Source organism: Desulfoluna sp., assembly GCF_030145185.1.
GTDB lineage: Bacteria > Desulfobacterota > Desulfobacteria > Desulfobacterales > Desulfolunaceae > Desulfoluna.
In genome coordinates, this window is sequence record NZ_JAQYWB010000004.1 from 46,808 (window position 1) to 72,952 (window position 26,145).

At 55.0% G+C, this 26,145-nt stretch carries 18 protein-coding genes; 8 read left to right on the forward strand and 10 right to left on the reverse strand.

The window, feature by feature from the left end; all coding sequences use genetic code 11:
- The first annotated feature begins 8 nt into the window (after positions 1 to 8).
- From Q1Q75_RS01815 to Q1Q75_RS01835, 5 genes are all read left to right on the forward strand, one after another.
- Positions 9 to 1,799 carry a diguanylate cyclase gene (locus Q1Q75_RS01815; protein ID WP_300667303.1) on the forward strand — a complete coding sequence of 597 codons (1,791 nt, stop codon included), beginning with the start codon at positions 9 to 11 and terminating at the stop codon, positions 1,797 to 1,799.
- 23 nt (positions 1,800 to 1,822) lie between these two features.
- Positions 1,823 to 2,581 carry a cobamide remodeling phosphodiesterase CbiR gene (cbiR, locus tag Q1Q75_RS01820; protein ID WP_300667304.1) on the forward strand — a complete coding sequence of 253 codons (759 nt, stop codon included), beginning with the start codon at positions 1,823 to 1,825 and terminating at the stop codon, positions 2,579 to 2,581.
- A gap of 360 nt (positions 2,582 to 2,941) precedes the next feature.
- Positions 2,942 to 5,539, forward strand: coding sequence for an ATP-dependent chaperone ClpB (clpB, locus tag Q1Q75_RS01825; RefSeq protein ID WP_300667356.1), 2,598 nt, complete (start codon positions 2,942 to 2,944; stop codon positions 5,537 to 5,539).
- Between the two features lie 478 nt (positions 5,540 to 6,017).
- Positions 6,018 to 9,521 (forward strand): pyruvate:ferredoxin (flavodoxin) oxidoreductase, encoded by a 3,504-nt coding sequence (gene nifJ, locus Q1Q75_RS01830; protein ID WP_300667305.1) that lies wholly within the window; start codon positions 6,018 to 6,020, stop codon positions 9,519 to 9,521.
- A 351-nt stretch (positions 9,522 to 9,872) separates the two neighbouring features.
- Positions 9,873 to 10,574: a YkgJ family cysteine cluster protein gene (locus Q1Q75_RS01835; RefSeq protein ID WP_300667306.1), complete on the forward strand. Its 702-nt coding sequence runs from the start codon at positions 9,873 to 9,875 to the stop codon at positions 10,572 to 10,574.
- 845 nt (positions 10,575 to 11,419) lie between these two features.
- Here the strand turns inward: Q1Q75_RS01835 and Q1Q75_RS01840 are convergent.
- The 8 genes from Q1Q75_RS01840 to Q1Q75_RS01875 all read right to left on the reverse strand — a co-directional run bounded on the left by Q1Q75_RS01840 (position 11,420) and on the right by Q1Q75_RS01875 (position 19,643).
- The gene (locus Q1Q75_RS01840; RefSeq protein ID WP_300667307.1) at positions 11,420 to 12,214 is read right to left on the reverse strand and encodes a nitrilase-related carbon-nitrogen hydrolase; all 795 of its coding nucleotides are present in this window, start codon (positions 12,212 to 12,214) and stop codon (positions 11,420 to 11,422) included.
- Positions 12,215 to 12,216: 2 nt separating this feature from the next.
- Positions 12,217 to 12,672, reverse strand: a complete 456-nt coding sequence (locus tag Q1Q75_RS01845) for an AsnC family transcriptional regulator (protein ID WP_300667308.1) — start codon at positions 12,670 to 12,672, stop codon at positions 12,217 to 12,219.
- Positions 12,673 to 12,791: 119 nt separating this feature from the next.
- A complete protein-coding gene (locus tag Q1Q75_RS01850) occupies positions 12,792 to 13,112 on the reverse strand; it encodes a TusE/DsrC/DsvC family sulfur relay protein (RefSeq protein ID WP_300667309.1) in 321 nt (106 codons plus the stop codon).
- 150 nt (positions 13,113 to 13,262) lie between these two features.
- Positions 13,263 to 14,111 (reverse strand): FAD/NAD(P)-binding protein, encoded by an 849-nt coding sequence (locus Q1Q75_RS01855; protein ID WP_300667310.1) that lies wholly within the window; start codon positions 14,109 to 14,111, stop codon positions 13,263 to 13,265.
- Positions 14,112 to 14,127: 16 nt separating this feature from the next.
- Positions 14,128 to 15,168, reverse strand: coding sequence for a 4Fe-4S dicluster domain-containing protein (locus tag Q1Q75_RS01860; RefSeq protein ID WP_300667311.1), 1,041 nt, complete (start codon positions 15,166 to 15,168; stop codon positions 14,128 to 14,130).
- A gap of 67 nt (positions 15,169 to 15,235) precedes the next feature.
- Positions 15,236 to 16,087 carry a 4Fe-4S ferredoxin gene (locus Q1Q75_RS01865; RefSeq protein ID WP_300667312.1) on the reverse strand — a complete coding sequence of 284 codons (852 nt, stop codon included), beginning with the start codon at positions 16,085 to 16,087 and terminating at the stop codon, positions 15,236 to 15,238.
- Positions 16,088 to 16,090: 3 nt separating this feature from the next.
- The gene (locus Q1Q75_RS01870; protein ID WP_300667313.1) at positions 16,091 to 16,522 is read right to left on the reverse strand and encodes a hydrogenase iron-sulfur subunit; all 432 of its coding nucleotides are present in this window, start codon (positions 16,520 to 16,522) and stop codon (positions 16,091 to 16,093) included.
- An 82-nt stretch (positions 16,523 to 16,604) separates the two neighbouring features.
- Positions 16,605 to 19,643, reverse strand: coding sequence for a CoB--CoM heterodisulfide reductase iron-sulfur subunit A family protein (locus tag Q1Q75_RS01875; protein ID WP_300667314.1), 3,039 nt, complete (start codon positions 19,641 to 19,643; stop codon positions 16,605 to 16,607).
- 318 nt (positions 19,644 to 19,961) lie between these two features.
- On the opposite strand from Q1Q75_RS01875, the gene miaA reads away from it, so the two are divergent.
- Both miaA and Q1Q75_RS01885 read left to right on the forward strand, forming a co-directional pair.
- Positions 19,962 to 20,876, forward strand: coding sequence for a tRNA (adenosine(37)-N6)-dimethylallyltransferase MiaA (gene miaA / locus Q1Q75_RS01880; RefSeq protein WP_300667315.1), 915 nt, complete (start codon positions 19,962 to 19,964; stop codon positions 20,874 to 20,876).
- 31 nt (positions 20,877 to 20,907) lie between these two features.
- Positions 20,908 to 22,836, forward strand: a complete 1,929-nt coding sequence (locus Q1Q75_RS01885; RefSeq protein ID WP_300667316.1) for a penicillin-binding protein activator — start codon at positions 20,908 to 20,910, stop codon at positions 22,834 to 22,836.
- 245 nt (positions 22,837 to 23,081) lie between these two features.
- Here the strand turns inward: Q1Q75_RS01885 and Q1Q75_RS01890 are convergent, their stop codons facing one another.
- Complete coding sequence (locus Q1Q75_RS01890; protein WP_300667317.1) at positions 23,082 to 24,413, reverse strand: ATP-dependent 6-phosphofructokinase; 1,332 nt, start codon at positions 24,411 to 24,413, stop codon at positions 23,082 to 23,084.
- A gap of 76 nt (positions 24,414 to 24,489) precedes the next feature.
- Positions 24,490 to 25,467, reverse strand: a complete 978-nt coding sequence (locus Q1Q75_RS01895; protein ID WP_300667318.1) for a KpsF/GutQ family sugar-phosphate isomerase — start codon at positions 25,465 to 25,467, stop codon at positions 24,490 to 24,492.
- A 362-nt stretch (positions 25,468 to 25,829) separates the two neighbouring features.
- Between Q1Q75_RS01895 and Q1Q75_RS01900 the strand changes: the two genes are divergently transcribed.
- A complete protein-coding gene (locus Q1Q75_RS01900) occupies positions 25,830 to 26,108 on the forward strand; it encodes a PxxKW family cysteine-rich protein (protein WP_300667319.1) in 279 nt (92 codons plus the stop codon).
- Positions 26,109 to 26,145: the final 37 nt, after the last annotated feature.

The following is a 26,145-nucleotide window of genomic DNA, read 5'->3' on the forward strand; positions in this document are numbered from 1 at the left end:
TTAAAATCATGGGGTTACGTTCTCGTATTACTGCATGGATTACGGGCGTGCTTGTGGTCATGTCCCTTTTCTTTTATGCCTTTGTTCATCATCAATCCCGGTCCGTTTATCTCGGATGTCTGGACGCTGCCCTTGTTACATGGGGAGAGCAGGTGACCCAGGAGGCGGTGGGGGCAGGGGGGCTCTCTTTACATCAAGGCGTTGATGCTTCCTCCCGGTTTTCAGGGGTGCCACACCTCTCTTTGGGGCTTTTTCTGGAAGGGGCGGGGGGGGCTTCAGGAGCCGATCGCTTCTGGGCAGCCTCGGGTGCTTTGGAGGCAGAGTTGAGGGCGCACCGGGATCTTCTGGGCGTGGCTCGGCGCAAGGGGCGGCCTGTCGCTGAGACAGTGGTGCTGGGCAGCGGTACGTTCCGCCTCATGGCTTTGCCCCCGTTGGGTACAGGTGGGACAGGCTCCATGGTCTTTGCGCCAGTGAGTGCGCATCCCCAGGGGACCGAGGAGCTAAGCGTACGTTTTGCGCTGGCGGTGATCTGCCTTTTTCTGGTCGTCATGGCGGGGGGCTTCCTCTATTCCTGGTATTTGATTCGGCCCATTGAGTTGCTGCGGGATGTCTCGGAGAAGATCGCCGAAGGCAATCTTGATGAAGGGGTCCAGTTCAGTGGCAGTGCAGAATTTGTCTCTTTGTCTCACAGCATCAATCGGATGCGGCGGTCCATTGCTGAGACGCTTCGCGAGTCCGAATTTCAGAACCAGGCGCTGGTGGATAAGGGCAAAGAACTGGGGGCTTCCAACCGGGAACTCGAACGCGCCATTTTTCAGGCCAATCAGATGACCTCCGAGGCGGAAATTCGCAGCTATGAACTGGAGCATGAGGTGGTTCAGCGACGTCAGGCTGAAGAAGCCTTACGGTCCAGTGAAGAGAAGTACCGGACCATCGTGGAGAACATGAAGGAAGGCTATTGTGAGGTGGATCGGGAGGGGCATGTCACCTTTGTGAACAAAGCCATGTGTGAAATTACCGGGTATGGCCTTGATGAGATGAAGGGGATGCACCGGGGGCACTTTATTCTTGAAGAGAGTCGTGAACAGGTCCTTCTGGCTTTTGAGAGGTTGTTCGACGGGGGAGAGGATGTGGCGGAGTTTGATTATCCCATTCTTCGAAAGGACGGGCGCAGACGTCATATTGGGGTGTCGGTGTCCCTGATTCGAGATGCCTCCTGGGAACGCGTCGGTTATCGGACCATTGTCCGGGATGTGGAAGCGCGAAAGCGCTACGAGGAAGAGCTGATCTACATGGCTTATCACGATCCCCTGACAGGACTGAAAAATCGCAAAGCATTCTATGAACGCCTGGAGCACGATATCCTGAGGGCCAAGCGTTATGGCGGGCAGGTGGTTCTATTTTATATTGACATAGACCGGTTTAAAAAAGTGAACGACACCCTGGGGCACGAGGCCGGAGATGAGGTTCTTCAGGAGATTACCCGCCGGCTAGTCGAGAACCTGCGTCAGTGTGATTGCGTGGCACGGGTCGGGGGCGACGAATTTGCCGTGGTCCTTGACAATGCCGGGGGTTGTGAGGTGGATGTCGTGTTTCGCAAAGTCGTGTCCATGCTCGCTCAACCCTATCAGGTGGGCGACCGCATCGTGGATTATGTCTCGGGCAGCGTGGGTGTGGCGAGTTTTCCCGAGGACGCTGTGACGGCCAATGATTTGATTCGGGTGGCGGACAGCGCCATGTATCTGGCAAAGCGTGGAGGGCAAGAGACCTCGACCGACTGCCTGGAAGAAAGAGTTTGAACCGTATGGAGCCTTTGTTGAAGATGAGTTACAAAGATCGATTTCCTTTCTCGCTGTCGGTGCCCTCCTGGCTCTATCCGGCGGGGTACGCTGAAAATGTGGAGCGGGTGGCTCCTTTTGTCGACGGCGTGGAGCTGCTTTTTTTCGAAGGGAAACCCTCCTGTCTCCCGGACAAGGAGGTCTGGCATTCGCTGCTGGCATTGCAGGAGCGCTATCTTTTGTCTTACAATATTCATATGCCCACGGACGAGAACCTCGCCTCTGAACATCGCGGAGAGCGACATCGGGCTCTGGAAGCCCACAAACGCCTCTTTGATCTTGCGGCGCCCTTGGCTCCCGTCACCCACACCATCCACCTGGAATATCCCGAGGGGGTCGCTCCCGCGCTCTGGATGCAGGCCGCCGAAGAGAGCCTGGTGGCCCTTTCAAAGACGATGGATCCCGCCCTCATCACCGTGGAAACCCTCGATATCTCTCTTCTTCCCCTGGCCGATCTCCTGGACACCCTGGGCTTTAAAATTTGCCTCGACCTGGGTCATCTCATTCATTTCAACCTGCCCATCGAAGAGACCATTGAACGCTTTGCCCCCGCTTGCCGCATGGTTCACCTCCACGGCGTGGCCGGTGGAAAAGATCATCGCGCCCTTCCTCTCATGGACCCGGCCCTCTTCTCGCGGCTCCTCCCCTTCCTCTCCACCTACACCCATACCCTCTCCCTGGAAGTCTTTAAGGCTGCCCCCTGCTTTGAATCCATCGAATTTCTGGCTGAAAAATTGTTGTAATATCCTCGCCTCCGGAGTTATTCCGGTTAACGTCAACGGCTGAGTTTGATTCTGCCCATCTGCAGCTTATGCACTTGCGACGCACTGTGCCTTTCCTTGCGCTTCACGCGAATGCGGACGCATTTCAGCCTGGAGTGACGACATCCGATGCGCATTCGCCAACCCGCTTTCAAGGTGGCTCACCTTGCCGCCGGAGGCAGGCTTTTGCCTTTTCCGCCTGCTTGACACCTTCGCTGGGGTGGTTAACTTTTCGTTAAACGCATCGGCAATGATGACAGAGCTTCTGCGATGAGCGTGATGATAAGCTGTGAAGGCCTGACCGTGGGGGAATGGCTTTTGAAGACGTAAAAGGAGTCGATGATGCGATTTGACCGATTGACGGTAAAGTCCCAGGAGATGATTCAAGAGGCCCATGAGCTGGCCTCACAGAAAGGCAACCCTCAGATTGAACCGGAGCATTTTTTAGGGGCCATGTTAGGGGATCGGGAGGGGATTGTTCTCTCCATTTTTCGTAAGTTGGGTGTTTCTCTTGAGGGGGCTGCCCAGCAGTTGACCGATTTGATCGGGCGTTTGCCCCAGGTGAGCGGGACCGTCAGTGATGTGTACCTCTCTACAGAATCCAAGCAGATATTAAATAAGGCCTTTCAAGAGGCAGAGGCCATGAAGGACGAATACGTCAGCGTGGAGCATCTCCTCTTGTCTCTGGCCGCTTGCGGAAGAACGGGGGTAAAGGGCCTTTTTTCTCGGCTTGGTCTTACCCGTGAGGCCCTTTTAAAGGTGTTTATGGAGATCCGGGGCAGTCAGCGGGTGACCGATCCGAACCCGGAGGCAACCTACCAGGCCCTGGAAAAATATTCTCGGGATTTGACGGCCCTGGCCCGAGCTGGAAAATTGGATCCGGTGATCGGGCGGGATGAGGAGATTCGTCGGGTGGTGCAGGTGCTCGCCAGGCGTCGCAAGAACAACCCGGTTCTTATCGGAGAGCCCGGCGTGGGCAAGACCGCCATTGTGGAAGGGTTGGCTATCCGTATTGTGGAAGGCGATGTCCCGGAGAACTTGAAAAACCGGCGTCTGGCAGCCCTTGACATGGGGGCTTTGGTGGCAGGGGCGAAGTTTCGGGGGGAGTTTGAGGAGCGGCTGAAAGCCGTCCTTAAAGAGGTGGAAGACGCAGACGGCGAGATTGTTCTGTTTATTGACGAATTGCATACGGTGGTGGGCGCCGGGGCTGCTGAAGGGGCCATGGACGCCTCCAACCTCTTGAAACCCGCCCTGGCCCGGGGAGTGCTTCGCTGTGTGGGGGCCACAACCCTGGATGAGTACCGCAAGTCCATTGAAAAAGACGCCGCCCTGGAGCGCCGGTTTCAGCCTGTCTTTACGGCCGAGCCCAGCGTGGAGGATACCATCTCCATTTTGCGGGGTCTGAAGGAAAAATACGAAGTGCACCACGGGGTGCGCATCAAGGATTCGGCCATTGTGGCGGCGGCCACGCTCTCCAATCGTTACATATCCGGGCGTTTTCTTCCCGATAAAGCCATCGACCTGATCGATGAGTGTGCCTCACGGCTGCGTATCGAGATTGACAGCATGCCGGCTGAGATTGATGAGATGATGCGGCGTATCACCCAGATGGAGGTGGAGAAACAGGCACTGGCGAAGGAGAACGATCGGGGCTCCATGGATCGCCTGGACCTTCTGGAGCGGGAGCTGGGTCAACTTCGCGAGGAGGCCAATAGCAAGAAAGCCCACTGGGTCAATGAAAAATCCATTATTGATGAGATCCGCAAGCTCAAGGAAGCCCAGGAGCAGTTGGGTATCGATGAGGCGCGGGCCGAGCGGGAAGGTGATCTGGCCAGGGTCGCGGAGATTCGTTACGGGCGAAGTGATGAGCTCAAAAAAGGGGTGAAGGATGCCAAAGAGACCCTTGCTGAACTCCAGAAAGACCGAAAAATGCTCAAGGAGGAGGTGGGCGACGAGGATGTGGCCGAAGTGATCTCTCACTGGACCGGGATCCCGGTGGTGAAGATGATGGGCGGGGAGATGGAGCGACTTTTGACCATGGAAGCGGGGCTGGGAGAACGCGTCATCGGTCAGAAGAAGGCCGTTACCGCCATCTCCGATGCGGTCAGGCGGGCGCGGTCGGGTCTTCAGGACCCCAACCGGCCCATGGGTTCCTTTATCTTCATGGGGCCGACCGGGGTGGGCAAGACGGAGCTTGCCAAGGCATTGGCCGAGTTTCTTTTCGACGATGAGAGGGCGCTGGTGCGTATCGACATGAGTGAATACATGGAGAGGCACGCCGTGGCGCGGCTGATTGGCGCACCTCCGGGGTATGTGGGGTATGACGAGGGGGGCTATCTTACCGAGGCGATTCGGCGAAGGCCCTATGCGGTGGTGCTTTTTGATGAGATTGAAAAGGCCCATCCCGATGTGTTTAACCTGCTGCTTCAGGTCCTCGACGACGGGAGGATGACGGATAGCCAGGGGAGAACCGTTGATTTCAGGAACACCCTGATTATCATGACGTCAAACATCGGCAGCCAGGTCATTCAGGAGTACGGGGCGGAAAACCGCCTTGAGATGGAGGCGAAGGTGGACGCGCTGCTGCGGGCTTCGTTCCGGCCTGAATTTCTTAACCGGATTGACGAGACGGTGATTTTTGATCGTCTGACCCAAGAAGAGCTGGCCCGGATTGTGACGCTTCAGGTCAAGCGAGTGGCGGCTCGGCTTGCCGATCGGGGGCTTGGGTTCACGGTCTCAAAAGCCGCGGTGGCTCACCTGGCGGAGGTGGGGTATGACCCGGGGTTTGGGGCGAGGCCTTTAAAACGAGCTGTTCAGCGTGAGGTGGAGAATCCTCTGGCTATGGATATTTTGAAAGGGCGGTTCGTCGACGGGGATATCATTGAGGTGGATGAAGACGCGGGTGCCCTTGTTTTTCGGATTGGGGCGAAGTCAATATAGCAAAGAGAACGTTCCTCTATAAAGGGATTTGTAAAACAGGAAAGGGTCAGGGCGGTGAGGCAAATCTCATGGCTTTGGCCCTTTTTTTATTTTATTTTTTCATGGTTCGAGTCGGTGCGAAGAAAGCTATCAACAGGGTGTATTCCCCTGGAGAAATGAGGATTATTCTGCTTTACTTTAAAAAATTATTCATGTATTTAATTTTATTTACAACTTTCATTACGTGAGACAAACCGCCTCGTCAGGCGGAAGAGTATAAAGGAATCCGTGTCCGCAGTGATGTTCGGTCATGGCTTGTGTCAACGCCGACCTGCGGGCCCTCACCATTTCCGGTTCGGATTTCACCCTTGTGCGCCGTAACCATAGCAAAGTCCCCCTTTCACACTGCAGGAACCGTCGAACAGGCGGCCATGGGGAATTCCTGCAGCAGAATCGGCGGGCGCGTGAGATCCTTCCTAACGATTTAAAGGAGTGAACTATGGGGAAGACAATGAAGACCATCGATGGCAACACCGCTGCCGTCCATGTCGCCTACGCCTTCAGTGACGTGGCGGCGCTGTATCCGATTACGCCTTCAACGTCCATGGGCGAAACCGCCGATGCGTGGGCTGCTGGATCCCGCAAAAACATCTTTGGCCAGGAAGTGCTGGTCCGACAGCTTCAGTCCGAGGCCGGTGCCGCAGGTGCCGTCCACGGGTCTCTGGCTGCGGGGGCTTTAACCACCACGTTCACGGCCTCCCAGGGCCTCCTGCTGATGATTCCGAACATGTATAAAATCGCAGGCGAGCTTCTGCCTTGCGTTTTTCACGTGTCAGCCCGGGCCATCGCCGCCCATGCCCTCTCGATCTTTGGAGATCATCAGGACGTCATGGCTGTTCGTCAGACCGGTTTTGCCCAGCTCTGTTCCGGGAACGTGCAGGAAGTTCAGGATATGGCTCTGGTCGCGCATCTGGCGACTATTGAGAGCCGCGTCCCCTTTGTGCACTTTTTTGACGGGTTCCGGACCTCCAGCGAGATTCAGAAGATTGAGATGATCGATTACGAGGATATGAAAGAGCTTGTGAACATGGACGCACTGGAAGAGTTCCGTTCCTGCGCCATGAACCCCGAGCATCCCGATATCCGTGGCACCGCCCAGAACCCTGATATTTATTTTCAGGGGTGTGAGGCCGCCAATCTTTATTATGAAGATGTGCCCAACGTCGTGGCCGAGTATATGGAGAAGGTGACCAAGCTCACCGGGCGTCCTTATCGTCTCTTTGATTACGTGGGACATCCCGAGGCCGAGCGGGTGGTCATTGCCATGGGGTCCGGGTGTGAAGCCCTGGAAGAAGCCGTCGTTAAATTGAACGATATGGGCGAAAAAGTGGGTCTGATCAAGGTGCGCCTCTACCGACCCTTCAGCGCCGAACATTTCTTGCAGGCCATTCCGGCCACTGCGGGGTCTGTGACGGTTCTGGATCGTACCAAAGAGCCCGGCAGCATGGGCGAACCTCTCTACCTGGATGTGATGGCTTCGTATATGGAGATGGGGGAGATGCCCCAGATCGTCTCCGGGCGTTATGGCTTAGGGTCCAAGGAGTTTACTCCAGCCATGGCCAAGGCCGTGTTTGATAACATGAAGGTGGCCAAGCCCAAAAACCACTTCACCGTGGGAATCAAGGATGACGTCTCGTACAGCTCCCTGGACGTGGACGACAGCTTTGATGCCAGTATTGACGGCACCGTGAATTGTAAGTTCTGGGGCCTGGGCTCCGACGGAACCGTGGGGGCCAACAAGAGCGCCATTAAAATTATCGGTGACAACACCGATCTGTACGCCCAGGGGTATTTCGCGTATGACTCCAAGAAGTCGGGTGGTGTCACCGTGTCTCACCTGCGCTTCGGCGATCAGCCCATTAAGAGTACCTATCTGGTGGACAAGCCCGATTTCGTCGCGTGCCATAAGTCCAATTATGTCCATCTCTATGACGTGGTGGCCGGGATTAAAGAGGGGGGGAACTTTCTCCTCAACTCCCATTGGACTGCTGATGAGATGGAAACCGAGCTTCCCGCGTCCCTTAAGAATACCCTGGCTCAAAAGAAGATTCGGTTTTATGCCATTGATGCGGTGAAGGTTGCTTCCAACGTGGGGCTGGGCGGCCGAATCAACATGATCATGCAGACCGCCTTTTTCAAGTTGGCCAATGTCATGCCCTTTGAGGAGGCCATCGCCCTTCTTAAAAAAGATATCCAGAAGACCTACATGAAAAAGGGCGATGCCATTGTGGAGATGAACATCGCCGCCGTGGACCAGGCCCTTGAAGGGCTCATCGAAATTCCCGTGCCAGAAGCGTGGGCCGGAGGTCGTGATGCGGCCACCGTGGCCGATGCGGTGCCGGAATTTATTTCCGACGTGCTTCGTCCCATGAGCGCTCAGAAAGGGGATTTGCTGCCGGTCTCGACCTTTCCTGTGGACGGGATTTATCCCGTGGAGACCTCTCGCTACGAGAAGCGTGGGGTGGCCATCGAGGTGCCTGAATGGGTGCCTGAGAACTGTATCCAGTGCAACCAGTGCGCCTTTGTCTGTCCCCATGCCGCGATTATTCCCATCATCGCAAGTGAGGCGGAGATGGCCAATGCGCCCGAAGGGTTCACGGCCCTGCCCGCCACCGGAAAAGAGCTCAAGGAGTATCATTTCCGCATCCAGGTGAATGTCATGGATTGCCTGGGTTGCGGGAACTGTGCTGACATTTGCCCGGCCAAGACTCCGGCCCTGGTGATGAAGCCCATTGAGACCCAGGTGGATCTGCAGGCCGATAATTATGAATTTGCGCAGTCCATCGAGTTCAAGGAAGGGTTGCTGAAGCGTGAGTCCGTTAAGGGCAGCCAGCTCATGCAGCCTCTGCTGGAGTTCTCGGGCGCCTGTGCCGGATGTGGTGAGACGCCGTATGTAAAGGTCCTGACGCAGCTCTTCGGGGAGCGCATGACCATTGCCAACGCCACCGGGTGTTCTTCGATCTGGGCCGGTTCCGCCCCGTCATTTCCCTATTGCACGAACAGTGATGGCTTCGGTCCTGCCTGGGGCAACTCTCTTTTTGAGGATGCCGCCGAGTTCGGGTACGGCATGGCCCTGGCCACGAGTCAGCGCCGGAAAAAGCTTGCCGATCTCATGGGAGAGGCTCAGAATCGGGACCTGTCTATTGAGATGAAAGCGGCCATGAAGAGCTGGTGTGAGAACATGAACGACGCCGGGCTTTCACGGCAGTATGGAGATGAGATCAAGGCACGTTTGATGACGGAGATGGGGGATTCCATCCTCGATGAGATCGATGCCATGAATGATCTGTTCACCAAGAAGTCCCACTGGATTTTCGGTGGTGACGGGTGGGCCTACGACATTGGTTTCGGGGGGCTGGACCACGTGATCGCTTCCGGCGAAGACGTGAACATCCTGGTGATGGATACCGAGGTGTATTCCAACACCGGCGGGCAGGCCTCCAAGGCCACCCCCACCGGTGCGGTCGCGAAATTTGCGGCCTCTGGCAAGAAGATCGGCAAAAAGGATCTGGGCCTGATCGCCATGAGTTATGGGTATGTTTACGTGGCATCTGTCTCCATGGGGGCCAACAAGCAGCAGCTGATAAAAGCTTTTGTCGAGGCGGAGAGTCATCCGGGACCCTCCGTGGTGATCTGCTACGCTCCCTGTATCAACCAGGGGATCAAGAAAGGGATGGGCAAGACCCAGGAAGAGATGAAGTTGGCCGTGGCTTCCGGGTACTGGCCCCTGTATCGTTACAATCCGGCATTGGCTGAAGAGGGCAAGAACCCCTTTGTCTTCGAATCCAAAGAGCCTGACGGCACCCTTCAGGAATTCCTGGCCGGTGAGAACCGTTTTGCCAGCCTGGAAAAGATGTTTCCCGAAGAGTCCAAGAGGTTGCGCGGGCAGATTGAGATGGAGTTCGCCAAGCGTCACGAACATTACACGCGGCTCTCTGAATAGTCCGATTGGGCAAGGGGTGGATGACACCCTTTTTCTGGATGAAACATCCTGAAAAATAAGTGTAAAAAACAGGCAGGGGTCTCTTGCGCGATGCGCAGTTGGCCCTTGCCTTTTTTTTGGGTTTGGTGTTTGATAACGTTCGTAAAAAAGTTAGGGCTTGGGCTGTGTTGGCATGCCAGGTCTTTTGATGTGTTGGGTGATTTTGATTTTTTAGTTGATTTCGTGCGCAGATGATTTCGCAAATGGGGTGCTCCACAAGCTTAAAAGGCGTCACCCGGTGAAGGCCTTTCTAAGGATGGCTTTTTTTGGCGATGCATAGGCGGACGCAACAGGACATAAAGGAAGGGATTTATGGAGTTCATAACCGGTGGGAATGAAGGCTGCAGCGAGTGCGGCGCTCCCCAGACATCTTGCAACCATTGTGGGGCCTGCTGTATAGGGGGTGGCCCTGTTTTGAGAACCCAGGATGAGCGTCTGATTAAGACGGGCAAGCTGGATCTCTCTCAACTTTATACCCAGAGAGCCGGAGAGCTGATGTTTAATAAGGACTCCTTGAAAATGGAGTCCCTTGACACGGATCATGTGAAGCTAAAGGTCGAGCCCGAGACCCTGCGCTGCCAGTTTCTGAGCCCGGAAAATCGTTGCGAAATCTACGCTCACAGGCCCTTTGAGTGCCGGTCTTTCAAGTGCTGGGACGAACGGGAGATTCAAGCGGTTTACGCCTCTGATGTCCCCTTGTGCCGTGAGGATATTATCGGGGGCATCAAGGGGCTGTGGGATCTGGTGACCGATCATCATGAGCGTTGCAGTTACGCGCTGTTAGGTGAGCTGATCCGAAAGGTTGACGCCAGCAGCGACCGGGACGCCATGGATAAGGTGTGCGAGATGATCGCTTACGACCGAAGCCTTCGGGAGACCCTGATCGAAAGTGGCCGGGTTAAGCCGGTGATTCTCGATTTTCTCTTCGGGCGTCCACTTTCCACGACCATTGTCATGTTCAATTATCGCCTTGAAACCACCGACGGTATCGATTTTCTCGTCTCCATTGTCTGATGTCACCCAAGCGGGGCCGTGCGGTTGAAAAACCGCTCGGTTCTTAGCCCTTTCTGTGTGCCCGTTTGAACGTCCGTTCCTTAAGCACCTGCCCAGGTGTTGCCTTCCCCAATTTAGTTTTTCAAAAGAACGTGCCGGCGGCAAAGGGGGGGAACTATTCAGCTTATGCCTCCGGCGGCCCTGCCGGGGGCTAAACTTTTAAAAAGTTGTAACCATTCAGCTTGCCTTCGTCAGATCGGTTCGAGGCAAATGACAGAAAGATTCAAATGCCAACATGTCACGTCTTTTCATCACTGCGTAGGGTGCGGCTCCCGCAACTTCTACTGTAGAGAGGGCCATCGGCCTCGCAAGTTAACGATGACTACGCGTCTTATTTTATAATGCGGTGTTTCCGGCGCACCCTACGCATCCACCCGGTACTTCATTATAAAAATTAGGATGATACGGCTCTTCATACATGGATTCCCGCCTGCGCGGGAAAGACGATAAGCGCAGGGTACCGTCAAACCGGCCGGTCCCCAAAAGACATAAACAGGTGCGTATCAAAAAGCCTGCCATGCTCCATGAAATCGTCTTCCCCGGTTCTCTGGGGAGTCGCTGCATACGGCCTGACCGTAACCTGAAATACCCTCCAATGCAGGAACAACCAGATGACCGGGGATCCATACTCGGGTCACGTCACCATAAAAAGACACAACGCATACGCTTTCTCACAACCACCATGGGTCCCCGCCTGCGCGGGCAAGACGAAAAGCGTAGGGTGCTGTCAGACCGGGGTCATAAAGAAAAAAATGGATAGCTGAATAGTTACAAATTGGGTTGCGAATGCGCATGGGGAGGCCCGACTAAAGGTCGGTGCGGGTGTTCGGGTGAAAATAACGCATGGGGTGATTTCTGACCGATGTAATTTTGTCTCGGGTGATTGTGACCCGGTGTAGCCCCTCCTGCAGGCGGGCAGGGGCATCCAGGTGGCCCGAGGGGTCGATGGCCAGGGCCAGAGGCGGAAAGTGTAAGCGGGCTTCGTTGATGCCGCATTGGTTGACGGCTGCCACCCATAGGCCGTTATCAAAGGCGCGGGCGGGTAAATGGCGCATCCAGGAGGCGTATTTGTCTTCGCTGGTCCCCCGCGGGGAGGCGTGGGGGAGGAGGATCACATCCGCGCCCATTTCAGCCATGCGGTAAAAGGCCAGGGGAAAGTGAGCGTCGTAGCAGAGCATCATGCCGATGGAAAATCCCTTGTAGGAGAAAAGGGGCAGGTCGTTTCCTGGGGTGTAATTCATTTTTTCCGGGGGGGCCAGATGCAGCTTCCGGTACGAGGTGTGGTGACCATCGGGAAGAAAGGCTGTGTGGGTGGCATAAAGGCGCCCCTGGGTGTCTTTTTCGGCATACCCGGCCAAGACCCCGATGCCAGTTCTGTCGACGGCGTCTGAGAGGAGAGAGAGGGCGTCTTGTCGGGTGAGCGCCCGGTCTGACGCTGTGGACCCGTTGGCATAACCGGTCAGGGAGAGTTCAGGAAAGACCACCAGGTCTGCCTGTGCCTCGTGCGCTTTGCGGCAGAAATGGTGCATCGTCTTCACATTGACGGCAGGATCCGACAGGACCGCCGGTACCGTTGCCAGGGCGAGGTGTAGAGGCTCCATCCTTACTTCACTGTAAATTCGGCACGTATCTTGAAAATATGGGTGGCCGGTAGATTATAGATCCGGGTTACGCCCGTACGTTCGGTGATTTCCGCCAGATTTGCTTCGATTTTCTCCACCGAGGACTCAATAAAGGTGAACCAGACGTTGATCTCATCTTCACGGGTATAGTTGTGGGTGACGCCTTTGTAGCTGTTCACCACCTCCGCGAAGGCGTCGATTTGATTCGTCGGAACACAGGCTCCGCAGAGGGTGCTTGAAAAACCGACTTTTTCCGGACCGAAGTTCCCGCCGATGCGTCTGATGAGGCCGGACTCCTTGAGTTTGGTGATCCGTGCGATGATCTCTTGTTCATCCATGGACAGGGCCTCGCCGATGGCTGCATAGGGTCTTTGGCAGATAGGAAAATCAGATTGAATATGGTTGATGATCTGTTTGTCCCTGTCGTCGATGCTCATGCCGGATACTCCTTTGGGTGCTCGAGAGATGGTTTTTTTTCAGGTCTGGGGGGAACAAAAAAGGCCCTATCGTAAACGACAGGGCCTGATTTGAGAAATTTAAAAACGGCGTCCGGTGATTATACGCAACCGGTAGGCTTGGGAAGGCCAGCCATTTTGCAGGCGCCTTTGCCGGGGCCTGAAGGGAACAGCTCGTAGATGTGCTTGAGCTTGAATTTGGTCAGCTTGGAAAGAACACGTACCATGGGGGCGATACCGTTCTTTTTGTAGTAGTCATGAAGAACGTCAATCACGAGCCTGTGCTCTTCATTAAGCTCCGCGATGCCTTCTTCTTTCATGACAATCTCCAGCCACTCTTCAGTGAACTGTGTGAAGTCAAGGAGGAAACCATCCTCATCCACGTCAAACGACTTTCCGTTGTATTCAACTGTCTCGGCCATTGAATTAAAACCTCCTGTTGTGAATTATCAAATTGAAAGGCTTATCCCTTATTTTGTCCTGTCCACTTCGAAGAGAAGAAATACAGTAAAGAAAGGGCAATGTCAACCCGTAACATACAATATGTTACGGGTTTAACCGCCTATTTTCGTTTACTGATCCTCTTCCGGCATCTCATTGAGCTTGTCGAGGGTAAAGACAGGTCCATCTTTGCAGACCAGCTCTTTGCCGATGTTGCATCGACCGCACATGCCGATGCCGCATTTCATTCGGTTTTCGAGGCTCATGAAAATATGATCGGCTTGGTAGCCCAGTTTGTCGAGGACCGGCTTGGTGAACTTCAACATCATGGGAGGACCACAAAGGATGGCGTAGGTATCGTCATCACCCTGGGGTGCCTGAGTTTCCGTGATCGTGGGAACGAACCCGGTGTGGTACTTCCAGTCGGGATCATCCGTGCCGTCAACGGTAAGGTTGAGATTGATGTCATCTCGTTTTTCCCACTCCACGAGTTCGTCTTTATAGAGAATCATGCCGGGGTTACGTGCCCCGTAGATGACGTCAAGACGACCGTACCGCTTGCGATTTTCAGGCTCAAGCAGGTACTTGATGGTGGAACGCAGGGTGGTGAAGGCAAAACCGGCACCGATAATGACGATATTTTTACCTTCCAGGTTCTCAATGGGATACCAGTTGCCCAAGGGGCCGCGAAGACCCATGATGTCTCCGACCTTCATGTTGTGAAGGTGGGAGGTCACCTTACCGGTACGGAACACGGTAAACATGACAAAGCCCTTCTCAGAAGGAGAGGAGGCAATTCCGATGGGAATTTCCCCCTGGCCGGGAATGGAGAGCTCGGCAAACTGACCCACATGGTAAGAAAACTTCTCTTCATCTTCCGGATTGAGAAAGACAAATTTAAAGGTTCTGAGCGTTTTATCCGCAGTCGCAACCTGAATGTCATCAATGCGAACGGGATACGCCTTGTAAGGATTCTGCACAGGTCTTCTCCTTTTTTTAGCTGGCGGCTTCGTAACCGTTCATCTTGTTACAGATGGTGCGGATATCAATGTTGGCAGGACACTGCTGAACACAGCGACCACAGCCAACGCACATGAGGCCTTTGTCGTATTTATCGACAAAATATTTGAGCTTGTGCATGAAGCGCTGGCGGAAACGCTGATGTTTCTGGTCCCTGGGGTTGTGGCCGGAGCCGTGCAGGGTAAACAGAGAGGTCATGCAGCTGTCCCAGTTTCTCATGCGCACGCCTTCTGTGCCCTTGTTTTCATCCTGGATGTCGAAACACCAGCAGGTGGGGCAGGCGTAGGTGCAGGTGCCGCAGTTGATGCAGGCAAAGGAGAGCTCTTTCCAGAAGGGGGCGTCGTAGAGATCCAGGCTGTTCTTGCCGCGGAGATTCGACGATTCCACCTTGCAGACAATCTTGGCTTCTGCTTCGGCTTTTTTTGGCTCAAAGACAGAGGCATCGCCTTCAGCCGTCCAGCCGGCAGCCGCCAGGAGTTTTTCCCCTTTTTCGGTCAGGGCTTTGGCCTCGTAGGCGTCGCCGCAATCGGAGAGGAGAACATCAAAGCCCTCTTCATGGTAGGGGCCGCACCCTGCGCTGGTGCAAAAGCACGTCTCGCAAGGGCTGTCGCAGGCCAGGCCCACAAAGGTGGTGGCGTCGTAGGAGTTCATCCAGAAGGGATCGCGGTATTCTTCGGTGTCGAAGTTCATGCGTACCAGGGACAGGGCCTTGGCATCGCAGGGGCGCATCCCGATCACAGCCCGGGGTGAATAATCCTTGGGCGCGTCTTTGAGAATGTGATGCTCCGGATTATTTTCGTCCAGGCTGTACGTAAACATAGGCTCAGACTGGGGGAAAACCACGGATTTGGGAGAGAGACGGGTGTTGGTGTACGCCATGTCAGGCGTTTCGTCACTCGTCAGTTCCTTGTATTCGTGGGCATCACCCTGCATCACGGGGCCGAAAAGGCGGTAACCGCTTCTCAGGCTGTCAATCCCGCCGGCCCATATATTTTTATCAATTTTAATGACCTTCATGATATTTGCCCTTGTTCATATGATGGTTCATTCGCTCTTTCATAGAAGAAAACAGAGACGAACGGGATTACATGATGAATTTGTCGGGGTCGTCCACCTTGAAGCTGTCCAGCGGCGGACGCTGGTCGACGGTGAGTCCCGCTTCCCAACCATAGAGCTCGTTACAGTCTTTTTCGAGCTTTTTGGTGAAGTGACGCATCTTGATATTCTGGGGACAGGCTGCTTCGCAGGCGCCGCAGTCGGTGCAGCGGCCAGCGCAGTGGTAAGCCCTCAGGAAATGGTAGGTGCGAATGTCAATGGGATCGGTCCCCTTGCCTATCCACTGGGGTTGAGACTCGTCCACGAAGCAGGTGGGGCAGTAGCACAAGGGACATGCATTTTTACATGCGTAGCAGCGCGTGCAGCCGGTGAGGAGGTCTTCAAAGAACGCCCATTTATCCTGGGTTTCCATGGCTTCGATTTTGCGGACGTCTTCGTAACGGTCCACCTCTTTCTGCTCTTCCACGAGATCGGCACAGAGTTCGTCGTAGATGACGGGGTTTCTGTGCAGGCAGGTGGCGCAGTTGGCCTGAAGCACCTCAGGGTTGTTTTTGTCCACCATCCCTTTGCAGGGGACACCGATGATCACAAGCTGCTCACGGGAGATCTTGTTTTCAATGATGTGGTTGACGATGTTTCTTGAATCACACCCTTTGGCGATGACGGCGATCTTTTCCTTGCGGCCGGTCAGATAGTTGGCCAGGTTCAGACGGCAGTTTTCATCCCAGACAAGATCCTGGACGTCGCTTGCTTTGGTGATCATGCAGGGCTCATTGGTCAGGGCCACCGTCCCTTTACGGAATCCGACAACGCACTCAACGGTTCCGTCGTTCAAGAGCCTTTCCGATATCTCTTTGATTTTTCCGATGTATGATTCCATGGCTTAACCCTTCGCCCCGCTCTTTTTCACGTAATTGGTATTGGGACCCAGAGCCTTGACGGATTCCGTGACCTTCGTTACCACATCCACGAACTTGGTGGATTCGGCAGAGGAGATCCAAGAGAACTGGAGTCGACCGGGCTCAACGCCCATGTGCTCCATCAGGTTTTTCATCAGGGCGAACTTTCGACGCGCGTAGTAATTACCTTCCAGGTAATGGCAGTCACCGGGATGTCAGCCGGAAACCCAGACGGCATCGGCACCCTCCCTTAAAGCGGCCAGGAAGAACTTGGGGCTCATGCGTCCGGAACAGGGGATCCGGATCACGCGGACGTTGGGCGGGTACTGGGCTCTGCCCACACCTGCGAGGTCAGCGGCTCCGTAACTGCACCAGTTACAGAGAAAACTGACGATTTTTGGTTCGAAATCAGCCATTTTATTTTATCTCCTTTGAATCCCGCCCTCTCTTAAAAGAAAGAGAGGACGGGTCAAAAACAGGTTTAGTGCGAATGGATCCTTACGCTTCGTTCATGGCAAAGATCTGCGACATGATCTGGTCGTTATCGAAGCCTCTGTGGTGGATGGCACCGGAGCGACAGGAGCCGACACAGAGCCCGCAGCCTTTGCAGAGTACGGGGTTGATCTGGGCCTTGCCGATATTCCGTCCTTCGGTGATGAAAGAGGGCGCGGAGTAAGGGCAGACACTGACACAGATGCCACACGAGCTGCACAGCAGGGGGTCCACATGAGCGACCTGGCCGCTGGTGTGGATGGTCTCACGGGCCAGCAGGGTGATGGCGCGGGACGCCGCCGCCTTGGCCTGGCCAATGGCCTCATCAATGGGCTTCGGATAATGAGCCATCCCGCAGAGGAACACACCGTCGGTAGCGAACTCGCTGGGACCGAGCTTGGCGTGGCGTTCCACGAAGAAGCCGTTCTCGTTCATGGGCAGCTTGAAGAACTGGGCGATTTTTCCGTCACGATAAGGCAGCACGGCGGTGGCCAGGGAGAGAAGGTCTGCTTCAATCTCGATGTCGCGCCTGAGAACATGATCGATGGTTTTGATCATGATTTTGTCACCCTGAACAGAGACAACCGGTTTGTTGTCCACCTCGTATCGGATAAATATGACGCCTTTTTCACGGGCTTCACGGTAAAGGTGTTCGCGCTCGCCGTAGGTCCGAATGTCTCGGTACAAGATGTAGACGTTGGCTAACGGATTGCGGCGTTTGATCTCCAGGGCGTTGTCGATGCTGTGGGTACAGCAGACACGTGAGCAAAAGGGACGCTCGGGCTCACGGGAGCCGACGCACTGGATAAAAACAGCTGAATTCACGGTATTGAGGATCGGATCGTTGGCCATGAATTTTTCGTCCATTTCAAGGCTGGTGATGATGCGATCGCTCTTGCCGTAGCTGTATTCGGTGGGGGTGTAGGGCTGAGCACCGGTGGCCATGACGGCTACCCCATGCTTGAACACCGTCTCTTCACCCTGGGATGCGATGGTGGATTCGAAGTTGCCTACGAAGCCTTCCACGCCTTCCAGTGTGGTGTTTAAGTGAACGGTGATGTTCTCATCTTGGGTGACTTCGCTGATGAGCTCGCCCAGTTTCTCTGCAACATTTTCGCCTGTGGAGGTGCGGTACAGCCTGTTGGCCTGGCCCCCCAGTTTGGCATCACGTTCGATGATGTGGGTTTTGTAGCCCTGTCTGGAGAGGCTCTGTGCCGTGGTGATACCGGCAAGGCCGCCACCCAGAACCATGGCGGTCTGGTTGACCTGAAGTTCCGCTTCATCAAGGGGCTGGAAGAGGGCCACTTTGGCAACGGACATGCGAATCAGGTCCTTTGCTTTTTCGGTGGCTCTTTCGGGCTGATCCTTGTGGACCCAGGAGTCCTGGTTCCGGATGTTGGTCATCTCGAAGAGGTACTTGTTCAGACCGGCAGCCAGAAGTGTTTCCTGGAAAAGGCCTTCGTGGGTTTTGGGTGTACAGGCGGCAACGACAACGCGGTTGAGCCCCTGTTCCTTGATGGTCTGGGCGATCTTATCCTGGGTATCCTGAGAGCAGGAGAAGAGGTTATTGCCCACATATTCCACATAAGGCAGGGTCTTGACGTACTCGGCCACGGCATCCACGTCGACGGTGCCTGCGATGTTGGTGCCACAGGAACAGACAAAGACGCCGATCTTGGGCCGTTCACCCCCTACATCAAGCTGGGTGATGACTTCGGCTTCCTTGGTCAGGGTGTTTCGAGCCGAGGCAATGGCTTCACCGGCTGCGGCGGCTGCGGCGCTGGCGTCAACAATGGACTCGGGAATGTCTTTGGGACCCTGGAAGGCGCCGCAGACAAAGATTCCTTCGCGGCTTGTGGCCACGGGGTTGAACGCTGAGGTGGCAGCAAAGTTGCTGGCTGTGAGCTCAATGCCCAGCTTCTTGGCTAACTCGACGGTCTCAGGGTCCGCCTGAAGGCCGATGGAAAGCACGATCATACCAAAGACTTCGGTTTCAATCCGGCCGTCTTCGGTAACATAACGGACTTCCAGGTCGTCAGTTTCGGGAATAGCGTTGATGGTATGAACCCGGCTTCGGACGAATCGGACGCCAAGTTTTTTACTTTTTTCGTAGTATTCTTCGAAGTCTTTACCCGGAGTACGCATGTCCATAAAAAAGATGGCGCAATCCAGATCGTCCCCGTTGTGTTCCTTGGACATGACCGCTTCTTTGATGGCGTACATACAGCAGACGCTGGAGCAGTGGCCATTTTCGCAGCGGTTAACGTCTCGTGAGCCGATGCACTGGAACCAGGCGATCTTCTTAGGTTCACCGCCATCCTTGCTCCGGCGGGTCAGGTGACCCTGGGTGGGGCCTGAGGCAGAGAGGATACGTTCGTACTCAAGGGATGTCACAACGTTGGGAAACTTGGTATACTGATAGGTATCAAAAATGGAAGGATCAAAAGGCTTGAAGCCAGTGGCAAGGACCACGGAGCCGACGTTCAGTTTGGTCTCTTTGGCTGTCATCGTGTAATCGATGGCGCCGGTGGGACAGACCTTGGCGCAGTTGCCGCACTTGTCCTTGGTCAGCTTGATACACTGGGTAGGATCAATGGCGTACTTAAGCGGCACTGCCTGGTCGTACTCGACGTAGATGGCTTTGCGCTTCACCAGGTTTGCGTTGTAAGGGTCCATGACCTTTTTGGGACATTTTTCGGCACAAAGACCACAGGCGATACATTTAGATTCATCGACGTATCGGGGTCTCTCGTTGATGGTAACTTCAAAATTACCTGCGTCGCCCTGAATGTCAATCACGTCAGAAAGTGTTTTTAACTCAATGTTTAGATGCCGGCCGACCTCGACCAGTTTGGGTGAAATAATTCACATTGCACAGTCGTTGGTCGGGAACGTCTTGTCCAGCTGGGACATGACACCGCCAATGGAGGCCCCTTTTTCGACCAGGTATACATAATAACCTGAATCGGCCAGATCCAGGGCAGTCTGCATACCGGCGATACCCCCCCCGATGACCATCACGGATCCGATTACATCCTTAGACATGGCTTCTTTCTCCTGTTGAATGGTGCGCAGGCGCATCCGAATTAATGCGAATGGCCTTGCAGTGTTACAAAATATTCCAAATAAACCTGAAAAGTTATATTACCATAATTAACGGGCGTATTAACCCGAAGCTATCCTACCTTATATTCAAGATAAAATGAGCAAATACACTTACTACCCGCTATATTGGGTGTTGTCAACAGAATTATATTTATATATTAAGGGACTAAATACTTGGTGAGGCTGCGTCGTTTCAACGTGGAACGACGCCTTATACCGGGATGAATCCGTTCAGACAGGTTTACATTATTTACTGGTATGAAAAGAAAAATTATCATAATTAGCGGACCGACCGGTGTAGGAAAAACTTCTGCCGCAATAGAGGTTTGCAGACGGTTCAGGGGGGCAGTTGTCGGGGCGGATTCCATGCAGGTTTATCGTCAAATGGATGTCGGCACGGCCAAACCCACGGCGGAGGAACAGCGACTTGCCCCTCACCATATGATTGATGTGGTGGACCCGGATGAGCATTTTGATGCGGCGCTTTTTGCCGCTCAGGCCGATGGGGTGATTGAGGCCCTTGCAGGGAAAGGGGTGCTTCCCGTGGTGGCGGGGGGGACTGGTCTTTATGTGAAAGCCCTGCTCCATGGCCTCTCTGCGGCCATTCCTTCGGACAAGGCGATTACTGCGCGTTTGACGGAGGAAGCCGAAGCGGAGGGTCCGGCATCGCTTTATACCCGACTCGCTTCTGTTGACCCGGTCTATGCCGCCCGGATCAGCGACCAGGATTCGGTGCGGATTGTCCGTGCTCTGTCGGTGTTTGAGGCGACAGGTAAGCCTTTCAGTACCCATCACACGGAGCACGGTTTTGCTGAGTCTCGCTATGATGCCTTGAAAATATGTCTTTTTTCGGATCGTGAGGTGCTTTATGATCGCATCAATCGGCGTGTGGATTTGATGGTGGAAGAGGGGCTGCTCGATGAGGTGAGGGGACTCCTGGCCCGGGGGTACCACCGAGGGTTGAAATCCATGGGGTCCATCGGGTATCGTCACATGGTGGAGCACCTTGAAGACGGGGTGTCCTGGGAAGAGACGATTCGTCTTCTCAAGCGAGATACCCGGCGGTTTGCCAAGCGCCAGCTCACATGGTTTCGGGCCGACTCAGAGATGGTCTGGCTGGATCCTGGGGACAGGGCAGGGCTTGTGTCGGCGGTTGATGAATTTATCATTTGAAGAATCCCTTATATAAGGATGGCCACAGGGTATGGCAACAGAGATCGCGTTTATGAAAAGAGGGGGCCGGGTACTTTGCCTGGCGGTGTGCCTTTTTTGTTTTGCCGGTTGCGGGCAGAAGGGGGTCCGGCCGGAGATGGCATTGCCTGCGGACGAACAACTCTTTGTTCGGGCGGAGGAGGCCTTCAGTGCTCACCACGTTGACCAGGCGTTGGCCTTGTATGGCGAGCTGGTGAATCGCTTCCCCGAAAGTCACGTGGCCGCTGCTGCCCTTTTAAAGCAGGGGATGATTTATGGTTCCATGAAGGCCTTCAGCGATGCGGAGGCGGCCCTGGCACGGGTCTCATCGGAGTACCCGAAGAGCCCTTTTGTGTCGGTTGCTTTGGTGGAATCTCTGAATCTATCCTACCGCATGGGCGATTTTATCGGGGTGATACGAAAAGGGGTGCAGATCCCGGACACCCTTTCACCGCCTGACTATCGCGTGCGTAAGTATGCCATCATGGGGGATGCGTATCTTGCCCTGGGTGATCGTGTTGACGCCGTCGGGGCGTACTTTACTGCCTGTGATATGGTCTTGCCTTCCGAGCGCAGGAGCGTGGTGGCGCGTCTTCGCAAGACGGTGGTGGGTCTCACCCTGGCTGAAACCCAGGAGATGCTTTCACGGACCCATGGGAAGGAGAAGCGGGGGTATCTGCTGCTGCAGCGCATGAAGGCGCTGGCCGAAGGGGGGCAGGTGGATGAGGCGCTCCAGGGCGCGAATGATTTTTTATCTCTTTACCTCGAGCACCCCGTTCGAGAAGAGGCGGTGGCGTTTCGTGAGCTTTTGAGTCAGTCGCATTTTAATCCGAAGGTGCTGGGGTGTCTTCTCCCCTTTACCGGTCGTTATGCTGATTATGGCAGGCAGGCAAAGGAGGGCATCGAGCTGGCTTTTCAAACGGTTGCCGCGTCGCGGGGGCTGGATGATTTTCAGCTGATTTTCCGTGACACCGGGTCGGATGATGAGATGACACGCCAGGCGGTTCGAGAGCTTGTGGAGGTGGGAGCCTCTACCATTTTGGGGCCGGTGGGGAATGTGGAGGCAGCCACGGCAGAAGCCCAGCTGCGAGGCGTCCCCATGATTGCCATGACAGGAAAAGAGGGGATCACCGCCTCAGGGGATTTTATCTTTCGGAATTTTCTGACGCCTCGCATGCAGGTGCGTTCTGTGGTGTCTTATGCCTTTCAGGTGCTGGGTATCAACGATTTTGTCATTTTGTATCCAGATGAACCCTATGGCCGGGAATTCATGCATCTCTTTTGGGATGAGGTGGCGCGTTACGGGGGTGAGGTCCGGGGGGTGGAGGCCTATGATGCAAAGACCGTCGATTTCTCCTCGGTGATTAAGAAGGTGACCGGGCTTTGGTATAACCGTCCTGTGACGGGCGATGAGACGCCGAGTTGGGGGCGGACGCTTGCTGAGTGGTCGGAAGCGTCGGGGGCGGTGGTCGATTTTGAGGCGATTTTTATTCCGGATGGGGGAAAGAATCTGGAGCTGATTCTTCCGCAGCTGGACTTCCATGATCTGGGCGGGGTGTATACCCTGGGGACCAATCTCTGGCACAATGCGGCGCTTCGGAAAGACGTCTCCGGTCATCTGGGGCACAGCATCTTTCCCGGTGGTTTTTTTGCGCGCAGTCGTGCCCCGCAGGTTCAGCAGTTTGTTAAGGCCTTCCGGGACGCCTATGGGCGAACGCCGGATTACATTGAAGCGGTGGCTTTTGACTCGGCCTCGCTGGTTCTGGGGCTCCTTGCAGACAAGGCGCCGGCGACCCGGGGTGCGGTCCGGGATGCGCTTCTGGCGGTGAATGCCTTTCCCGGTGTCACCGGGTCCACCTCCTTTGATGCCACGGGCGACGCCGACAAGACGCTGACCCTTTTGAAAGGCCAGAAACGGCGGTTTGTGGAAGTGCCGAGGTGAGGGGCGGTGAATAGTGAGTAGTGAGTAGTGAGTAGTGAGTAGTGAGTAGTGAATAGTGAATAGTGAATAGTGAATAGGGCGTGGTGAGTCGTGAATAGGGATTCCTGCCAGTCGCCTGTTTAGCAACGACCGAAGGCCGGGTGGGGCTACGGCTCCTTCGGGCTCCAGGCTGCACGAAGGAGGGTGAGAAACCTCTGCAAATCTGGGGTGCAGGGACGTATCCCAGACACCCCGGAGGCTGGTTTTTATGCGCTTGGATTTTTAAGAGAATTTTGCCCGGTGGCCTCTAAGACCGTGGCCCAGAGTTTTCCGTCGGGGTCCACTTTTTTACGCTGGGTGATCACCTGGTCCATGGGAACATGGACGAAGTGGTTGTTCCAGTGACTCACCACCATTTTGGTCTTTCCCGACATACCGGCATGGACGGCGTCGCGTCCAAGAAAACTGCAGAAAACATGATCGTTAGCGTTGGCGGGGAGGCTTCGGATGATGTAGCTGGGGTCGATGTACTTCAGGCTGACGGGAAAACCCTTCTCTTTGAAGTAGGCCATGATTTTGGCTTTCAGCAGGAGGCCGATGTCATAGAGCTTGACGTTTCCAGAGGCGTCATGCATCTTTTTCCGTCCTTGAAAGAACCCCTGCCCGGCACCTTCGGCCACCACGACCACGGCATGTCCCCGGTGGACGAGACGTTTCTCCAGGTTTTCCAGGAAGCCGTTGGGGCCGTCGATGTCGAAGGGGACCTCAGGGATGAGGACAAAGTTGACATCCTGGCGGGCCAGGGCGGCGGTGGCGGCTAAAAAGCCGGATTCCCTGCCCATGAGCTTGATGAGGCCAATGCCGTTGGGGTAGGCTTCGGCTTCGTTGTGGGCTCCGCTGATGGCTTGGGTGGCGATGTCCACGGCGGTGTCAAATCCAAAGGAGCGGGCCACGAGGTAGACGTCGTTGTCAATAGTCTTCGGTACACCGATGACGCTGATTTTAAGCCCTCGCTTGCTGATGACATGGGCTATTTTTGAGGCGGCGGCGAGGGTGCCGTCTCCTCCGATCATAAAAAGGATGCCGATGTGCATGCGCTCCAGGCTGTCGACAATCTCTTCAATGTCCTGATCGCCACGTGAGGATCCGAGAATGGAGCCCCCGCTGTCTAAGATGTGCACCACGCTTTCCGGGGTCAGGTCCACGGTGTTGTGGCCGTATTTGGGGATGAATCCCTGGAGGCCGTGGCGGATGCCGCAGATATTTTTGACGCCGTATCGGTGATGGAGTTCCAGAACCACGGAGCGGATGATGTCGTTGAGGCCCGGGCAGAGGCCGCCACAGGTCACTAAGGCGCATCGGAGTTTGCTGGGGTCGAAGAAGATTTTACGTCTGGGCCCGGCGGATTCAAAGGCAGGGGCGGGGATCTTCTTGGCCTTTAACTCGGCCACTGCTTTTTCGTTGACGTGAAGGAGGATTCGTTCATCGTCGTCGACGAAGTAGGTCCCGCCTCCGCCATCTGCGGTTTGCAGAAGGGGGGATTGAATTTTGGCTTCACCAAGGGTTTGGATGGTGGTGTCGATCTGTTCAAATTTCATAATCACTCCCATCATGATGTGGCGGCGGCCCCGCAGAAAAAGCGGGGGCACCGGTAAAGAACGATCTGGGGTGGGCTCAGCGTCCGTTGAACCGAAAGGCCCCCTTGCCGAGGATATCATGAAGATGAAGAAGGCCTTTGACGCGCCCTTTTTCATCGGTGGCGGGCAGGACGGTGATCTGATGGGACTCCATCAGGTTCAAGGCGTCGTATGCCGGCGCAGTGGTGGATACCGAGCGGGGGGATTCGGTCATGACCTCGGAGACGGGGCGGCTCATGTCACAGCCTTTCACGGCAAGGAGGTGTCGGACATCTCCATCGGAGAGAAGGCCGGTAAGGATCCCCTCTTCATCGGTGACAAAGACGGCCCCCAGGCGCTGGGCGTCCAGGACGGCTAAGGTTTCGCCTACCGTGGCGGAGACGCTCACCAGGGGGACGGCCTCTCCGGTGACCATCATTTCGGACACCTGAAGGGAGAGCCGCTGTCCCAGAGCTCCGCCCGGGTGAAATTTTTTAAAGTCGTCGGACTGGAATCCCTTGGCATTGATGAGCACCACAGAGAGAGCATCTCCCATGGCCAGCTGGGCGGTGGTGCTTGAGGTGGGGGCCAGGCCCAGGGGGCACGCCTCTTTTTCCACGCCCGTGTCGATAACCAGATCCGCCAGTGTGCCCAGCGCAGAATGTGGGTTGCCTGTGAAGGCCACAACGGTGCATCCCATGGCTTTTATGCTGGGGATGAGGTGGTTGAGCTCAAGGGTCTCGCCGCTGTTGGAAATGGCGATAACCACGTCCCTCGGGTCCACCATGCCTAAGTCTCCGTGCATGGCCTCCACCGGGTGCATGTAGACGGCGCGGGTGCCGGTGCTGCTCATGGTGGCGGCGATCTTGCGGCCGATGTGTCCGGATTTGCCGATGCCGGTGATGATCACGCGGCCCGTACTTTCAAGGATTGCCGTGACGGCCTGGGTGAAGTTGTCGTCAATTTTCTGGATCAGGTTAAGGAGGGCGTCGGCTTCTGTACGGATGACCTCAGAGGCCTGTTCAATTCGATTCATGGGTTTATCCTTCATATCCTCGTATTTATTTACCATGGATGATATGGTGTCGGTGCGTTTATTATTTACTGGTAAGTGGCATCATACGGGTCAAAGATCAAGGGAAAAAGCCGGCGGTTGTTGTAGGGAACACCTCTTAAATATGGTCCTCCGTCGGGTCGGCGGTCTTTCGTTTTTTTGGGTTTGTCCAGCGGGTACCCCCATCAAGGGCTCAGCCCTCGGGATGGTTTTTCCGTGGGCCGGTGAATTTGAATTTGACAAATGGGTGCCATTTCTTTATAAATATTTGGTTTAATTTTGATCTATTGAGATACCATGAGTCGGCCTTCTGGCCAAAATCTGTGATATGGGGAGTATATCCAATGATTTGTACAACAGTTCGAAATGGCAGCGATTGCCCTTTCATGACCAAAAGCGGTTGCTCTTATGAGGGCGGCGTTTGTAAACCCATCATCGAAAAGTGCGAAGGTTGCAACCGTGTAGGTGAGTTCGCTTCTGAAAAATACTGCATGTCCGCACCGGACCCTGAAGCACGCTGGAAAACCGGTAACTGCAATCTTGCCACCCACGTGAAGAACGTGGTTGTTGAGAAAAAACAAAAAGTTAACCCCATCAAAGCGTCCAAGCGTGGGGGAAGATAGCGTATCGTGTCGATACAGAACAGATCATAGATGCGCC

Coding starts and splice junctions, on each gene's coding strand:
- Q1Q75_RS01815 (WP_300667303.1), top strand. CDS start 9: ATGGGGTTACGTTCTCGTATTACTGCATGGATTACGGGCGTGCTTGTG.
- cbiR (WP_300667304.1), top strand. CDS start 1,823: ATGAGTTACAAAGATCGATTTCCTTTCTCGCTGTCGGTGCCCTCCTGG.
- clpB (WP_300667356.1), top strand. CDS start 2,942: ATGCGATTTGACCGATTGACGGTAAAGTCCCAGGAGATGATTCAAGAG.
- nifJ (WP_300667305.1), top strand. CDS start 6,018: ATGGGGAAGACAATGAAGACCATCGATGGCAACACCGCTGCCGTCCAT.
- Q1Q75_RS01835 (WP_300667306.1), top strand. CDS start 9,873: ATGGAGTTCATAACCGGTGGGAATGAAGGCTGCAGCGAGTGCGGCGCT.
- Q1Q75_RS01840 (WP_300667307.1), bottom strand. CDS start 12,214: ATGGAGCCTCTACACCTCGCCCTGGCAACGGTACCGGCGGTCCTGTCG.
- Q1Q75_RS01845 (WP_300667308.1), bottom strand. CDS start 12,672: ATGAGCATCGACGACAGGGACAAACAGATCATCAACCATATTCAATCT.
- Q1Q75_RS01850 (WP_300667309.1), bottom strand. CDS start 13,112: ATGGCCGAGACAGTTGAATACAACGGAAAGTCGTTTGACGTGGATGAG.
- Q1Q75_RS01860 (WP_300667311.1), bottom strand. CDS start 15,168: ATGAAGGTCATTAAAATTGATAAAAATATATGGGCCGGCGGGATTGAC.
- Q1Q75_RS01865 (WP_300667312.1), bottom strand. CDS start 16,087: ATGGAATCATACATCGGAAAAATCAAAGAGATATCGGAAAGGCTCTTG.
- miaA (WP_300667315.1), top strand. CDS start 19,962: ATGAAAAGAAAAATTATCATAATTAGCGGACCGACCGGTGTAGGAAAA.
- Q1Q75_RS01885 (WP_300667316.1), top strand. CDS start 20,908: ATGGCAACAGAGATCGCGTTTATGAAAAGAGGGGGCCGGGTACTTTGC.
- Q1Q75_RS01890 (WP_300667317.1), bottom strand. CDS start 24,413: ATGAAATTTGAACAGATCGACACCACCATCCAAACCCTTGGTGAAGCC.
- Q1Q75_RS01895 (WP_300667318.1), bottom strand. CDS start 25,467: ATGAATCGAATTGAACAGGCCTCTGAGGTCATCCGTACAGAAGCCGAC.
- Q1Q75_RS01900 (WP_300667319.1), top strand. CDS start 25,830: ATGATTTGTACAACAGTTCGAAATGGCAGCGATTGCCCTTTCATGACC.